This is a genomic window from Paenibacillus kobensis NBRC 15729, from assembly GCF_004000825.1.
GTDB classification, from domain to species: domain Bacteria; phylum Bacillota; class Bacilli; order Paenibacillales; family Paenibacillaceae; genus Paenibacillus_T; species Paenibacillus_T kobensis.
Genome location: NZ_BILZ01000001.1, coordinates 292,427 through 309,281 on the forward strand (window position 1 = coordinate 292,427; position 16,855 = coordinate 309,281).

At 54.8% G+C, this 16,855-nt stretch carries 7 protein-coding genes; all 7 read right to left on the reverse strand.

Features of this window, described 5'->3' with window-relative positions; translation table 11 throughout:
* Nucleotides 1–3: 3 nt before the first annotated feature.
* Genes fabD through PKO01S_RS01340 form a run of 7 tightly spaced genes read right to left on the reverse strand, consistent with a single transcriptional unit; the run spans nt 4 to nt 16,653 of the window.
* Entirely contained in the window at nt 4–1,299 is a 1,296-nt protein-coding gene (fabD, locus tag PKO01S_RS01310) for an ACP S-malonyltransferase (protein WP_127529468.1), read from the reverse strand.
* A complete protein-coding gene (locus PKO01S_RS01315; RefSeq protein WP_127529469.1) occupies nt 1,292–2,386 on the reverse strand; it encodes a MupA/Atu3671 family FMN-dependent luciferase-like monooxygenase in 1,095 nt (364 codons plus the stop codon). Before PKO01S_RS01315 ends, fabD begins: the two co-directional genes overlap by 8 nt.
* Entirely contained in the window at nt 2,383–6,195 is a 3,813-nt protein-coding gene (locus PKO01S_RS01320; RefSeq protein ID WP_127529470.1) for a non-ribosomal peptide synthetase, read from the reverse strand. Before PKO01S_RS01320 ends, PKO01S_RS01315 begins: the two co-directional genes overlap by 4 nt.
* Before the next feature lie 25 nt (nt 6,196–6,220).
* Nucleotides 6,221–9,373, reverse strand: coding sequence for a cyclic peptide export ABC transporter (locus PKO01S_RS01325; protein WP_127529471.1), 3,153 nt, complete (start codon nt 9,371–9,373; stop codon nt 6,221–6,223).
* A complete protein-coding gene (locus PKO01S_RS01330) occupies nt 9,370–10,623 on the reverse strand; it encodes a macrolide family glycosyltransferase (RefSeq protein WP_127529472.1) in 1,254 nt (417 codons plus the stop codon). Before PKO01S_RS01330 ends, PKO01S_RS01325 begins: the two co-directional genes overlap by 4 nt.
* Nucleotides 10,624–10,632: 9 nt before the next feature.
* Nucleotides 10,633–12,105, reverse strand: a complete 1,473-nt coding sequence (locus PKO01S_RS01335; protein ID WP_127529473.1) for a SagB family peptide dehydrogenase — start codon at nt 12,103–12,105, stop codon at nt 10,633–10,635.
* Nucleotides 12,106–12,150: 45 nt separating this feature from the next.
* Nucleotides 12,151–16,653, reverse strand: a complete 4,503-nt coding sequence (locus PKO01S_RS01340) for a non-ribosomal peptide synthetase (RefSeq protein WP_164779413.1) — start codon at nt 16,651–16,653, stop codon at nt 12,151–12,153.
* Nucleotides 16,654–16,855 lie beyond the last annotated feature (202 nt).

Genomic DNA, 16,855 nt, shown 5'->3' on the forward strand with positions numbered 1-16,855 from the left:
CGATCACCTCCCGGTTGCAGCCGCCGTTCGATCCAGGCTAGCTGTTGCCTCTGCGTATTCCGGGAACAAGCCGCCGGTTCCCGTCCGGGCGATAATTTCATGCAGACGTTCCTTCGCTTCGCCATCCGGTACGCCTTTCGTTTCGAAGATTTGAACCAGTGAACGAATCGCTTCGCGCATTTCATCCGGCTCTGGTTGCCGCAAGTCTGTATCCAGCTGTTCCTGAATTGCTTCGATCGTACGATAGGGCTCAATAACCCCCTCGCGGTATGCCTGCTCATCCCAGTTGCGGTTGCGGGTAGCAGCCGCAGCGGTTAAACAAGCGGCAATAAAGCTTCGCGATCCTGAGCTAACAGAACTTACAGGCTTCAGCTTCTCTCGAAGCTCGTCCGCTTGTGACGGTTTCTCGAACGAGTAGGCGTGAATGCCAGGTGTATTAGCTTTGGATAACCGGGTTAACACCGTTTGCGGTCCCAATTCAATGGCTTGGCTGACCCCTGACTGTTCTAGATACTTCATCGTCGCTTCCCAGCGGACAGGCGAGACGATCTGCTCGACCAAGCGGCTAGCGATCTTATCCGGCGATTCATGCGGCTGAGCCGTGACATTGGATAATACTGGCCAGCGGGGAGCCGTTATAGCCGCCTCGCGTACTGCCGCTTCCAGTTGTTCAGCAGCCGAGATCATCAGCGGACTATGAAAGGCTGCCCCGACGTTCAAATAAACCGTCTTTGCTCCGCGGCTCTCTAATTCAGCAGCAGTGCTCCGAACGGCTTCGGCCCGTCCGGAAATAACCGTCTGCATCGGCGAGTTGTAGTTTGATACGACCACTTCCGCACCGGGGGCATAACGCAGGATACAAGCCGCTTCGACATCGCGGGCATCTATTCCAATAATGGCGCACATCGCACCATCTCCTGTATCCGCAGCCTCCTGCATCAACCTTCCGCGCAGCGCCACAAGCCGAAGGGCATCCCGGAACGTCAACGCTTCTGCGCAAGCGAGTGCCGTCCATTCACCCAGACTATGACCCGCAGCATAATCGGGAGAGCCGCCGATGCGTTCCATGTAGATGCGGTAAGCGGCCACGCCAACGGTTAGAAGCGCCGGTTGCGTGAATTCCGTCCGGGTCAACTGCTGCGTATCCGTTCCCAGCACGATCTCGCTCAGCTTGTAACCAAGCGTGTCGTCCGCTTCCTCGAACACTCGCCTCGCCGTCTCGCATTCGTCGTACAGCTCCTTGCCCATTCCCGCATACTGCGATCCTTGACCAGGGAACAGCATCGCCCATTTACCCATCAATTCCGCTCCCTTCTTTCACATACGAATCGGCGTAATGCAGTCGAAGCTGGTCGATACGAGTCAGACTGTCGGCCATGTCCCGTTCCGATACGCCAAAGTCGATCAAACAAGCGATCTCATCCACTCCCATTAATTGAAGTTCGGCGGCCATCGGCATGCAGGAATCCGCTGTGCCGAATAGGGCACTGTCGTTCCAATACCGTTCGAACGCAGCAGAAGCAATCATTCTGCGGTGCTTATCCGTAATACGGGACGGATCGATGCGGAACTCCCTTGCAATATGCGCCGCATCGAACAACTCGGTCTGTTGCGACAGGTAGCGGAGCATCGGCTCGCGAACCTTATCCCGGACTTCTGTCGGATCGTCACCGAGAAACGTATGCAGCATGACGGTTACGCGTCCATCTGGCGGATAGCCGTTAAGCCGGCGTGCTTCCCGGTATACGGCAATGTGTTCCTTGAGGTCGGCCTTGTCAATTGAATAAAGGGCCGTCAGCACATTCGCTCCGATTTCGCCCGCACGCCGCCAACTGTCACGTGATCTGGCCGTCGTAATCCAAGCGGGCAATTCACGCTGTATGGGAGCTGGGTAGAACTGTTCAATCATCTGATCGCCCTCGCTCGTCGGGAAGGCGACCGGCTCTCCGCGCCACAACCGCTGTAACAAGGCCAGCCGTTCGTACATCGCTTCTCGGTTCTCGTCCCTTTTTAATGCGTACAGGTGCGGAGCAAAAACATATTCCTTCGGATGCCAGCCGTAGGTGAAAGACATGCCGGCCCTGCCGCCTGAGAGATTGTCAACAATCGACCAATCTTCCGCTACGCGGAGCGGATGATGGAACGGCAGCGAGATGCTGCCCGCCCGAATGCCGATCCGCCGTGTTCTAGCAGCTATTGCTGCGCCTACCACAGACGGATTCGGAAACAGGCCGCCGAACCGGTGAAAATGCCTTTCCGGCGTCCACACCGCTTCGAACCCGCGCTTGTCTGCTTCTTCAGCAAGCTCCAGCAGCGCAGCGTATTTGCCGCGCTCCTTCTCCTCGCTGTCGGATGAGAAAAAGAATAAACTGAATGACAGGCTCATGTCGCCACCCCGATTCCAGACAGTTGACGCAAAAGGTCAAGATAGGATTGGATCAGCCATTCCGGTGTTCCACTCCGGAACCGGCCTTTCCAGAAGAGCAGCGTAATGCTTATGCCGTTATCCCCGCTCGCTTGTTCCCCATCCACAACTAGCACCAGCTCGTACAAACCGAGAAGTTCTCGACGGTCATAGCGCTCCAACTCTCTTGAACGGCACATGAATGGTAATGTCTCGAACATTCCACGCTCCGGGATGAACTGTCCAACCCGTTCAAGCGGAATGATGTTCCGTCCGGTCGGACCCGATTGCGCAGCGGTATCTGTACTCGCTTCCGCCAACTGCCGGTTCATGCCCACATGTGCGAATAAACCAGGAAAGTTGTGCAGCGCATCCAGATCCAGACGGATCGTTATCGCTCCCCGGCCGTCATGGACAGCAGTATGGAACACGGACGATTTGCTTCCCGCAGCCTCTGCGAACAGATATCCCCACATCGAGGCGAGAACATCGTAGCGTTCGACCTTGCATTCTGCGGCTAACCGGTTCAACGCATTCGCGATTTCGGACGGCACTTGCATTCTGATCGGCTCGCCGCTGGCAACTTCGGTATTGGATTGCCGTTCGAAGCAATCCTCAGGCAGCGGCTGATAACCGTCGACCGGGTACGATTCCCGGCGCGTCAGCTTCTCATCGAGCCAACGCGCCTGCTTGCCGGCGGTCGGCAGCGAGAACAGATCGGTGACGGTAATACCGGCTGAGAATGTACGTTCCAGCTTCGATTGCAACGTCATGAGCAGCAGTGAATTGCCTCCGATATCGAAGAAATGATCGCCAGTTCCGATATCCGTAAGCTTGAGCACGTCTCTCCAGACCGCAATGACGGATTTCTCCGTCTCGCTGAGCTCTTCATCTCTTTTCCGTCCCGACGGCAAACGGTCCGTGCATTGCAGCAGCGCCTTCTTGTCGGCTTTGTCGTTGCCAGTCCGTGGAATGGCTTGGATCCGGTAGTAGACGGAAGGCAGCATATGGGCTGGAAGCCGGTCTGCAAGATGCTCCCTGAGCTCATAGGCGGTTATCTCCCTTGCCGTCACGAGATAAGCAGCGATTTGCTTCTCGCCGGCTGCATCTTCCGTCGCCATCACGAAAGCTTCCGCGACTGCATCGTGCCCTTGCAGAGCGAGCTCGATCTCGCGCAGATCGATTCGGTAGCCGCGAATTTTCACTTGTTCGTCGGTTCGTCCTTCGAATCGGATCGTACCGTCTTCCTGCCATACCCCGACATCTCCGGTTCGGTACATGGTCTCACCAGGCCGATAAAGATCCGGTACGAACTTGCTCCTCGTCAGCTCCAAATTGTGCAAATACCCTCTCGCTACGCCATTGCCGGATATACAGATCTCGCCCGGCACGCCGATGGGCTGCAGCTTCCCATGCCGATCAGAGATATAGACGTTATAGCCGTCAATCGGCGAACCGATCGGAATGTTCGACTCGATCTTCGGATCGCACCGCCAGTAAGTCGCGCATACGGTTGCTTCCGTTGGACCGTACGTGTTGTAAACACGGGCGCTTTCAGTCAAACGGTCGTAATGTGCTGCCTTCAGTACGTCGCCCCCGCTTAAATACGTGTGCACTTCCGGAACGCCGCCGCGCTTGTTCAACTCACTAAGCAGCAGCGGCTGAACGGTGACGACCGTAACACCGGTCGACTTCAACAGCTCCACGAGACGGTCCGGGTCCAGCACTTCCTCCCGCTGGGCAATGACGATAGCGGCACCGCTCAGAAGAGCAGGATATACTTCTTCAACGAAATGGTCGAAGGAACAGGAAGCCTGCTGGAGTACGACGTCACCAGGACCGATTCCGAATTCCCGCTGAAAGGCGCGTACATAAGCGAGCAGTTGACGGTGTTCGGTCATGACCCCTTTCGGCGCGCCGGTAGAACCGGAAGTATACGTGACATATGCGATCTGATCGGCCCTCAATAATTGCTCCAGAGCTGCCGTCTCTTCTTGATCTTCTTTGTAGGACTCTCCGCTAAGCGTAATCACCTGCCCATTGAACGATGGAGGGACCTCGATGCCGCCTCCGAGCAAGAGCAATTCAGCCGCGCTGTCTTCCAACATATAAGCAATCCGGGCAGGCGCGTAAGCGGCATCGATTGGGATATACCCGCATCCTGCCTTCAACACGGCCAACATGGCGACGATCCATTCGTCCGACCGGTCCGCGAGCAGGGCGATTAGACGATCGCTGCTTGTGAACACCGCTTGCCGGAGTCTGCGCGCCAGGCTTTCAGCCCGGTTGTCGATATCACCGTAGGTGAAGCTCTTTCCCCCGCTGATGACCGCCGTAAGTTCACGGTTCGAGTGTGCCCGCTCTTCGAAAATACGATGAACCAGCTCGTGGCCAATCTTTTCAATCGGCTGGTTGAATACCGTTAATATCTGTTCCCTCTCGGAAGCCGTAGCGAGTTCAAGATCCGCGACCAAGCACTCCGGCTGCCGAACAACTTGATCTAACAGAAACAGATAATGGCCCGCCATCCGTTCGATCTCACGGGCAGACAGGCATGCCGCATCGTAATCGAATTCCGCTGCCCACGTCCCGAATGTGCGAATGCCTAACGTCAGCTTGTAATGTGTCGATTCATCCATTCGGTACCCGGAAGCCTTAAGATTCGCACTCTGCAGTGCCGACGTATCAATCGGGTAATTGTCGAGGACGACAAGCGTCTCGAACAATCCGTCTGCTCCAGCTGCACCGCTCCATGCGGCAATGTCCGTAAGAGGCGCGCTCTCATACGGCTCCCTGCTGCGAAGTGCAGTATCCACGGCGCGGACGAACTGTTCAACCGCAGCATTCTCTTCAATAGCAACCCGAAGCGGAATCGTGTTAATGAATAAGCCAACCATCTCTTCTACGCCCTCGAGATCTGGCGTACGGCCAGATACGGTCGTTCCGAAGACGACGTCTCGAGCACCGCTATACTTGTAGAGCAGCAGCGCCCAGACGGCATACAGCACCGTAGCGGCAGTTACCCCCGTCTGTCTCGCATACTTCGTAAGCAGCTCCGTCGTTTCCGGCTCGAACGAAACCTCATAGCTTTCGCTTGCACGCCGGTGCGCGGCCTCTGTACCTGTCCCGGAACGGAATGGCAGCAGCGCCCGGTCCCCGAATCCCGCCAGTTCGCTCGTCCAATAGGTCCGGTTCGCCACTCGGTCTGCCTGTTTATGCCAAGCCACGAATTCCCGAAACCGGGTTTTGCGCCGGAATTGCGGCTCAGAACCAGCCAAGCAAGCATCATAGGCTAACATAAATTCCTTCAGCACAATGCCATTGCTCCAACCGTCGAATAAAATGTGATGCCAGCTGACGATCATTTCGAAGCCATGCTCATCCAGCTTGCAGACATGTACACGCAGCGGTGCCGATGCAAGATCAACCGGAATCCGCCGCTCGTCCTCGATCTCTTGGTCAACAAGCCGTTCCCTCTCTTCTGCGGATTGGGCCGAACAATCACGTTCCGTAACCTTGACGTTCGCTTCACGCAGCACAATCTGGACAGGATGCTCCAGCTTCTCCCAACGAAATACGGTACGAAGCATTTCGTTCGCTTGTGCCACATGATGCCAGGCGGTACGCAGCGCGTCCATTCGAAGCACTCCGTGTAACCGGATGCTGAGCTGCTGGGCGTAACTTTCTTCATCCCTGCCGCTGCGGTAATGGAACAACAGCCCCTCCTGAGCGGGCGTCAATGCGGTGATGTCCTCAATGCTGGCGCGGTCGAGCTTGGCCGCGTCACTCATGAATATCCCTCCTTCTAGGTTGCGGTTATCCTGCCGCGTTCGCTGGTTCACTCCAGCGGTTGCCGGCTTCGATGCCGATGATTTGTCCAAGCTCAAGCTTGACGATTTTATCCGCTAGACCGAAGTAACGGTCATCATGCGTAATGGCGATGACACATTTGCCGCGCTCTTTCAACTCCGGGAGCAGCGCTTCGTAGAAGAATTGCCGGAACTCAGGGTCCTGATCTGCCGCCCATTCGTCGAACAGATAGACCGGCCGGTCCTCCAAGTAGCTGATGAGCAGCGCGAGCCGTTTGCGTTGACCGGTGGACAAGGCAAGCGTATCCATCGGACCGTCACCGATCTGTACTTTGCCGTTCAGACGGAGCCGCGACAAATGCCGTTCGATCGTCTCGCCCATTGCCGAAGTGTCGATTCCATACAACTTCTCGAATAGATGATAATCGGCGAACACGGCGGAGAAATGCCGGCCAAGCCATTCCGGTTCCTGAGACAGTCCATTCACCCGAACCTCCCCTTCGTCTGGCGCATACAATCCTGTTGCCAGCCGGGCAAGGGTCGATTTGCCGCTTCCGTTGCCCCCGGTAATGAACGTTACTTCGCCAGCGCGGAACGACAGACTGACCGGACCGACCTCGAACGGCGTTCCTTCTTCCCGAGTCGGGTGTCGGTAAATGACCTTCTCCAGCTCCAACGATTGAAAAGGAACGTTCGCTGGACCCGAAGCGGCAGCTTCGGACGACAGCAACGACGATGCCTCGGATGTCTCCGGTTGCTCGCGTCCATCGGACAATTCAGCCGCCAGACCGTTAATCCGGCTCCAACTGATGCGGACTCGGATCATATTCGGAATCGTGCCGAGAATACCGTGGATCGGACCTGTCATATAGAGCAGGATGAAGACGTAAGTTTGGACGGATGCTGCTTTCATCGCAGGGAACAGCACTGGGAACAAGAAAGCGACGACGCCGACGACCAGCGAGAACATCAGTTCGCCGATGACATTCACATTAGCGAATTTCATATCGCCGCTGATGCGCTTGTCCCGGTAAGAGCGAGAACTCGCAATCATGTCCGCTTGGAAATGTTTTCTTTTACCTTCATGAAGCGCCAGTTCCTTGAACCCGGATGTCATATGATGGATGAAGGCGAAGAACACGTTCTGAATATCGCGTGTTTGCTCCCAAATTCGATGTGCTTGACGACCGAACAGGAAGTGCAGGCCCGCCGCAGTAACGATGACGAATAAGGCGACAAGAAGTCCGTATACGCTGATCGTTCCCATATAGACGAAACAGAAGATGAGCGTAACGAGACTGGTGGCTCCGGTTACGACGATATTGGAGAACTCGCTTATCGTCTCCGTGTCGTTGTTAAGCGCAGCTTGAATTTTCCCTTGCTCCAGCCGTTCAAGCCGGCGGAAAGGCGCCTTCAGCACCTTCTCCGTTAACTCCACCCTTTTGTGGTAAACCATCTCGTTCGCCATTCGAATCAATCTGGTACGCACGAGCTTCTGGCCGGCTACGTACAAGAAGATTCCCGCAACCAAATAGAGCAGCAGCCCGCTCGGGAACTTATCGTCATCGATACGTGCAAGCGCAGCATTGACGATGAAGATGATGAGCGCATTTCCGAATCCGCTCGCCAAGCTCAGTACGATTAACGGGAGCATCGATTTGTCTCCAGGCTTAGGCGCTATAGTTGTTAAGGCATAGTAGATACTGAACAGTGCCGCAGCTCCAAAAACCGTCCATGCAGCAACAGGTACCGTGAACGGTGCCCACACGAAGAAAAAGGACCAGGACAATCCCCCGTACAATGCATCAGGAATCCGGAATATGCAATAGGCGAAGCCGGCAAGCCCAACCGCTAGCGCCGCACAAACGCTCAACACTCTGGAAATGCCTCCTGCAAACTTGCGCTCTCTTCTGGCCAGTTGAACGAATGAGCTTGCCAGCTGCCACAGCGTGACTAAGACGACGGGAGCCGCGATGAATAATACGGCAGAAGCAGTCGTATCCAGTCCTTTCCACGTATCTTTGACGGGCTCAGGCATCTTTTTGTCCATAATCAAGCTCATGATGCCGTTACCGATCGTCATGGTATGAATGCTGCTCTGATTGGCCAATATCGCCACGCCTACCCCATCCGCCGGACGAAACACAACGAAGGACGAGAAGTTCGGGTTATTCCCTTCATGAGCAAGTTCCCCTGAGCCTTTCCGGTACACGCCCCAGCCTGCCGCATACGAGGATCCATCCGGATTCGGTGCAACCGTCTCGTCCGGAACATGGGTCATCCGGACGATCTCCGGATCGAGCCCAAGACCGGTCGCTGTGCCAAGCTGGATCTTCAGCCACTTCTCCATATCGGATACGCTTGAGATCACATAGCCTGCTGCCGTATTGCCGCGGTAAGCGGGAGCGTCGTAGGCTCTTGCAGCGAGCAGCCCTGGCTTGTATCCTTGCGCCAACTCGGCTCCATCCGGGACTTGGAACATGTAAGTTCCGGTCATTCCTAGCGGATCGAGAATTTGCTCGCGCATATACTGCTCGAACGACACACCTGCTATTTGCTGAACGATAAACGCAAGAACGTCGTAATTGATCGTCGCGTATTCGTATTTCTCGCCGGGCTCGAAGTCCAATTCCATATTCTCCAAGGTCCGTACAGTACGCTCGAGTGCGCCTGCGTCGTCGGCTTCAGGAATGCTGGCGATAGTCCGGAACGGCACGCCGCTCGTATGATGGATGAGCTGGCGCAGCGTAACCTTAGCCTCCTCTCCCTTATACGTAAAGCGAAGCCAAGGCAAGTATTGGCTGACCGGCGCATCAAGGTTTAGCCGTCCTTCCTCTTCGAGACGGTACACAGCAAGCGCCGTGAAAGCCTTACTCGTCGAACCGAGCTCGAACAACGTGTCCTTCGTTACAGGCTTTTCCGATGCTTTATCCGCCCAACCGTAACCACGGCTTAGCACCGTTTTGTCGCCTTCCACAATAACGACTCCGAGACCGGGAATGCCCGCTTTATCCATCTGGCGCTTAATATAATCGTCGATCTCGTCCATATGCTCGCTTATCGGGGCTGGCGGTGCGGCAACGGCCTGACCGGAAAGCAACAAGGCGGAAGCCACCACAGCGAGCAACAGCATCTGCAACTTTCGAAAACGGAACATCATGACGTCAATGCTTCTCCGCGCTCTGCGGCAGCGAACGCGAGAATGGCGTCTGCGCCGCGCGATGGACCGCCCGCAGCTTCGAGCGTCTGATGAATATACCTGCTTGCTTCGCGGAAGGATGGCTCTGTCATGACACGGCGAACAGCTTCTGCGAGTTCAGACGGCAGCCATTCTTCACCGCGAAGGTAAATGCCGGTCCCTGATTGCTCCACCGAAATCGCGCCGATGAATTGATCAAAGCTTTTCGGCACAACAACCGTCGGCACCTCATTGCACAAGCTCTCGTGGATACTGTTCACTCCGCCATGGGTGACGAAAGCTGTTGCACGCCGAAGCAGTGCGAGCTGCGGCATCGACGGGCGGACGATGACATTCTCCGGAAGCGGACCGAGCCGTTCGGGCGAGACGTGATGCCCAATCGACATGGCGATTTGGACGTCGCTGCTTTTGAACGCTTCCAAGCATTTGGCATAGAACGCTTCCGCATCATTAAAAATCGTGCCCAGCGCAATATACACAAGCGGACGGCCATCCAGCCAATCGAAAGGAAAATCGTCCGGCTCTGCACGAGGCTCGATCGCGAATCCGGTGTGCACGTAGCTGTCATCGAACGATTCATCGTACACCTGGAACTCACGGGACGTCGACACGAGGTTCAGCTTCTCCTTGCTGCAAAAAATATCGTTGATGATTTGCGGTGTGCGAATGCCGTATTTCATCGCGATGATTTGGCTCACCTTGGCTTCCAGTCTGCGGTACACATCCGTCTTCCCTTTGTACTTGGTGTAGAGTGGATCGTTGCCCGCCCGAAGCACATACTCCATAAAGAACTCGGGATCAACGTCTGCCATTTCGTCGATATACGCGAAATAATTGAATAAGGATATGGCCGGCACATGGAGTCGTGCAGCCAATTCTTTACCCCAATAACAGAACGTGTCATGCACGATATAGTCCGGCGCAAAATCCCGCACTTCCTCCAACATCGAATCGACGATGGCGAGGCTGCGCTCCAGAATAAATTCTGCGGTGACGAGGAGAGTCTCAATCCCTCCTCCGTCGGTCGTGCCGAATCCAAGCGGAGTCCGGTAGGCGGCGAATTCTGCGCCTGTGGCTTCGACTCGTTCCCGGAACTGTTCTCCCGTATAATACCGAATCTGTTCTCCCCGATCGGTCAGTTCACGCATAAGTCCGAGTGTCGGATTGACGTGGCCGTGCAGATCAATTCCAAAATAAATTCCTCTTGTCATAATATCCTCCTATGATTGCGGCTTGTTCATTACGTACCTGTCGTCCTTACGGACCTCTTCTCCATTTAGAGCGTTTAACCCCCAAGCCCCTGCATATATGATCTGATGGGAAGATGAAAGCGACAGCAGCTCACGGAACTCATCGTCATAGAAGCCGCCGATGATCGAGAAGCCGAGGCCCATCTCCTCCGTTTTCAGATGAATCAACTGACCCATGGCGCCTCCGTCGATGGTGCATTGCTGATAGAGGGAAAAATCATCATTCGGGATATGCGACATATCAACGGTGAATACAAACATAGCGGAGCAGTCGCGAATAAAAGTTTGGCCTAGGCATATTCCGGCAGTGATGTCGCGGAAATCGCCTTCTTCTGCACAGTCCAGACGGCCTTCCGTGCTGCGGTAGATGCCCGGAGCCAGCCCCTCTATCCCGTTGACAATCATATGAAAATCAGAGTGGAGACCGATCCGCTCAATGAAAGAGACCATGGTGAACAGCTGCTCCGCGGGCAATTCGCAGCGCTGGAAAGCAGCACTGGAACGGCGCTCGATCAGGAGAGGAAGCAGCCGGTCACAACTAGTCCAGTCCTCCGGCAATGCCGCTCGCGTAAGCCAACCTTCCGAAGGCTCCTGAATGGTGCGGTTCACCTTCTTCTGAAACCCTAATATCGGTTCCCAATCGAACAGTTCGGCTTCTACATCGTCCTGCGAATCGCACCGCTCGGAAAGCTGTACGCGCTGGGACAATTTTGTTGCTGCGTCCTCGGTCCGCTCGGCTTCGCGATGTTCCGCGCAAGAAGCTGCAATCATTGCAATCGGAACCTCGTAGCTGTCCAACTTCAACATTGCAGCAAGTTCCTCGGAGCGAAGACGCGTATACGCATCCGACTGCCAGCCAAGCGACCGAAGGACGAGCTGAAGATTGGCCGCGACATGGCCGGCGTCAATCAAGCCGAATCTGTAGCCCTTGTGCGAGTATTTCCAGCATGTTCTCCAAGGGACGATGGTGAGAATAAAACTGACGTCTGCTTCCTGATCTGGCAGCGCATGCCCGTCTTGCTCCGCTGTCTGAGCACCTGCAATCCGATAGAGCGACGCGTACAGCGCATTATAGTGATACAACCCCGGCTCTACCCCCGCCAACCGGCGAACATGGACATACAATTCAACCGGATAGCAGCCTCCCGCCGACGGGTACGACCATAACAGTTCCGATTCGTGTCCGTGGAATTTGACAGAGGTAACGCCAAAAGCCGGCAGCAACAGCTGCTTCAACCATTCGATCCCGTTCATTGCAACTTGCGGATGAGCGGCTTCGCCTTTGCGAATCGTCGTCTTCAATCTGACACACGGTCCGTTGTAGGATTTGAATCGTTCGGGCCGCGGACTCGTGTTGAACCGGTTGCCCGCATATTCATGGCCCCTCGTATATTGAAAGATGGAAAGATGCTCCACCTCGGTTGACACCGGATTGCTCATCATCGATCCCACGCTTTCGGTTTATTCGGCTGGCTCTCTTCCGATCCGCTATAGGTACAAGCTGTCGAGAGCTTCCTGGGACAAGGAGATTGTCTCGAAATCCGACGGCGTATACGCTCTTTCCCGAACGCCGCAGCAATGGCGAATTAACTCTTCTGTTCTTCCCGCGAGGCATCCAGCGACGGCGACTGCCGTCTCGGACCGGATTCTGCGACGGTCATAAGCAATGGTCAATTTCAGCCTGCCGCCAATGACCATAGCTACGATATCTAGAGGAGCAGTAGCTGGATGAACCGGACTATTGTCCGCGCCGGACAGTTCGTCCGACAGCAAGAACAGATCGCCCCCGTTAAGAGAGGAATCTAGTTCGCCGACGTAATTAAACCGGATTCGTTGGCCTTCGCACGGATCATTAAGTGTACGGCTCAGCCTCGTGAGGAGGCCGAAACTTAGACCCCGCGACGGGACTCCGCGCAGCGTTTCCTTAACCGTTTTGATGCTCGACTCCCATGCTCCGTCTTCGGCTGCTTGCAGACGAACTGGATACATGGTTGTAAACCAGCCGACGGTTCGCGATAGATCGATCGACGGATCGGACGGCTCGCGCCCATGTCCCTCCAACTCGACCACAGGCCGTATGATACCGAATACGTCCCGCACAGCCGCAGCAAGTGCGGCAGCAAGCAGTTCTTGAACATTCGTTCCATACGCGGCAGATGCTTGCTTGAGCAATAGCTCTGTATTCGCTTCGGATAACTCCTCCGTCACAACACCTTGGCCTTCGTTATTCGTCTCGTATGCATCCGCTGCAATCAGGATGCATGGCTCATCATCCAACATGGACTCCCAATAATCCCGCTCATGCTCTGCCGCCTCTGCACGACTGTAGAGATGATCTGCCCATCGCTGATAGGAGGTAGTCGCGTTCGGCAACGTAATCGTTTCTGCCAACGCAACATGCCGGTACAGCAAACCGAACTCCTCTAGCAAGACGGACCAAGATACCGCATCGACGGCGATATGGTGAGCGGTCAACAAGATTCGGCGCCCGTCCGTTCCAAGCTCGAATAAACACGCTTTCAAAAGTGCATCCCGGTCAAGACGGAAGCTCGATTTCAGCCTTTCGCCAATCGCCTTCATGCGATCCAACCGAACATTCGCTGCATCATCCGATAAGTCATATTCGGTGACGTCTTCGATCACAACGTTATCGTTGTAAACCAGCTTTCCGCTCGCCGGTTCCAGGTTCAGACGAAGCGAGTCATGACGCTCTACCAGCTTGCGGATGATCGATTCCAGTTGTTCAGCTGTTAAATCCTTGTCCAGCCGAAGCATTACGGACTGAACATAATGATGACGCTCTGTGAACGGCTGAGCTAAGAACCAGTCCATGATCGGTGTCGGACGAAGTTCCCCCTCGCTTCTTTCCTCTGCCTTGTTTCCTTCTGATCCGATTGGCCGCATACAGCCTGCCATATCTCCTAACACAGGGTGAGCCAGAACATCGGCAACCTTGATCACATACCCGCGACTGCGAAGCCGGGATGCGAGCTGAATCGCTTTGATCGAATCTCCGCCGCAAGTATAGAAATGGTCTTGTTCGTCTAATCCCGTCACTTGCAGAACGTCCCTCGCGACAGCAAGAAGCAGGGTTAACGATGGACTAAAAGTCCCGGCTCCTGTCCGTTCAGCCAATGAACGGCTCCGGCTCTGGTCAGGTGCCGGCAGTTGTGAACGATCTACTTTGCCATTCACATTAAGCGGTATGCGATCCAATTCCACCACGTGCGATGGAACCATATAAACAGGCAGACTACTGCCTAGATAAGCTAACAAGTCCGCCGGTTGTTCGGAGTCCCGTACGATGTAGGCGCACAAATATTTGCTGCCGCCGTCAGTCTGCCGGTCAATAACGACCGCTTCCCGGACCAACGGATGTTCGACCAGCAATCGTTCGATCTCTCCTAACTCGATCCGGTAGCCGCGGATTTTCACCTGCATATCAGCACGTCCCGCGTACTCGACCGTTCCGTCTTCCAGCCGGCGTGCCAAGTCGCCTGTCCGGTACATTCGCTCGCCTTGCATGAAAGGACACGGAACGAAACGCTCCTCTGTCGTCCGAGGCAAATTCCGGTATCCGCGGGCCAATCCGTCACCCGTAATGTACATTTCGCCCAGCACGCCCTCGGGAACCGGACACCTATCCCGGTCTAGCAGATGAATACCTGCGTTAGCAGAAGGTATGCCAATGGGAACCGATGCCCGAATGTCCCGGCTCGGATTGTAGCGATGGATCATACAGCCGACTACGGTCTCTGTCGGGCCATATTCGTTGCAAATTTCAATGCGTCCGCCGAAGCTGTCGTGTATCCGCTTGGCCAGATCTGTTCGTAAATCTTCCCCCCCAACAATGAATCGTCTAACAGAGCTATCCCGGTTGTCCCGGTCTTGCAGCAAGCTCAGATGCGACGGAGTAAGCTTAACCACGGTTGCGCGATTGTCGTTCATGATGCGATTCAACACATATTCTTCTTGATCGTCCCGGTATACATCGATCCTTCCGCCCGCAATAAGCGGCGTGAACACGGAAGTGACGGTTAGATCGAAAGCCAGCGACGAATATAACGGGAACACCTCATCTTCGTTACGGGTATACTGCTGCTTGGCCCACCAAATGTAATTGACGAGTCCTCGATGCTCGATCATGACCCCTTTGGGCTTGCCGGTCGATCCTGAAGTGTAGAGGATGTAGGCCAAATTGTCCGGTCCCGCTTGGTTCATGTTCGCAAGAGGTTCTTCCTCGAATAAGCCGGGATCGTCCAAATTGCCGACAGGACCTTCGTAACCAATCCCCTCCGGAACCGGCACATTAGCAAGCAGGAGCTGGCAGCCTGCGTCTGCAAGTACATAACCGATCCTCTCATGCGGATAATCCGGATCGATTGGCACATACGCCGCGCCGGCCTTCATGATAGCCAGAATAGCGGTCACCGTTTCGATCGAATGCCGGACGAATAAGCCGACCGAATGTTCCGGGCCAATGCTGTGCGAGATGAGCCACGCCGCCAAGCGGTTCGACCGCTCGTCTAATTGGCGGTAGGTCAACTTTTTGGCTCCGTATGTGACGGCTATTTTCTCCGGTGTCCGCTGTGCCTGATCTTCGAACAACTGTATGATCGTCTTATCCCGAGGATACTGGGCTTGCGTCGATAAGTATGCGGTAAGCCGCTTCTTCTCATCTGCGGACATCATCGATAAGTGAATCGCTGGCGCAGAAGGAGAGGCAATAATGCCATCGATCAGCGTTGCAAGTCTGCTGAATATTCGGTCAATCTGCGCTTCGTTATGCTCCGAATGCTTGTAATCGATTTCGATTTGTAATTCGCCAGTAGCCGACCAATCTTTGACGACGATCTGCAAAGAATGGAGCTGGCTTCCGCTATGATGCTCGACGACTTCTGCGGATGAACCCGCCCACTCGGTTATAACCTTCGTGTTGTAAACGTTAACGCTAATATTGAACAACGTATCCAGTCCGCGCATCTTTAACTGCAGGTCTGCCACAAGTACATCGTAAGGATATTTCTGATGATAATAGCCCGATGTCAACTCTCGTTGAATCCTCTTCAGTTCGTCAATGACGGACGCTTCACCGTCAATGGCGCAGCGAAACGGCATCGTACTGGTGAACATGCCGACGGTCGCCTTCTCTCTCGGCCCCGTCCGGTTGAATACAGGCATGCCGATAACCGTCTCGGATCGTCCTTCCGTCTTGCGCACGTAGAGCGCGACGAGCAAATGGAACAATGCTGAAAGTGTGCACCCTGCTTCTGTAAGCAGCGTCTTGACCGCATTCGAGCGCGCGGCATCAAGCAGGTACACCTTTCGCCTACCCGCTAACGATTCGGAAGGCGCCGGCGGAGGATCTTCCTGAGGCCACCCCGCAAACTTGTCGTTCCAGAACTCCCTGTCCCGCTGGAATCTGGCAGATTCCAAATAATCGGCTTCGCGCCTGATATAGTCAAGATAGGAAGATTCGGGCTTGTCCAGTGTCAACTCACTTCGAGATAGCCGTTCATACGAGTCCCGGATTCGATCAATCAGCATCGTGCTGGACCAACCGTCCGAAACGATATGATGGACTTGGACGAGGAACCCTCCGTCGTCTTCTGCAATTCGGTACATCGGGAACGAACACAATGGCCCCTCTTCCAGCGAGAACGGTTGGACGGCTCTTTCTTCAACCCATCGCAGCCAATCCGCTTCTGGATCAGTTGATCGGGAAAAATCCACAAAAGACTCCTCTTGATCCATTTCGCTGAACGGAATGAGAAATTGGACGGGTGTTCCTTCCTCTTCTGCGAACCGCAGCCGCAGCGCCTCATGACATTGTTTCTGTTCGCGAATAGCTTGAGCAAGCAATTGGTAATCGAGCGGTCCCCGAATTCGGATGGAACCGGTAATGTTATGCAGCGCGGTGCCGGGATAGACTTGCTCCGTGTACCATACGCGCTTCTGCGGATGCGACAGTGGGTATCGCATGGCGTCCATTTGGCAACCCCTCCAGCATGAGAATAGTAATGTACTCCGATTTATTCGAATCGAAGCCAGGTGTGCTTGGGTCGGTTGTACAATAGCGACGGTTGGAAACGAAAGCTCGTGGGGTTCAAACGTGATGCAGCAGCTAACAAAACAAGTCGTAAAAAATGTCAATTCAGCGCTCATTGTGTGTCTTGTCCAGGCGGCAAATTGG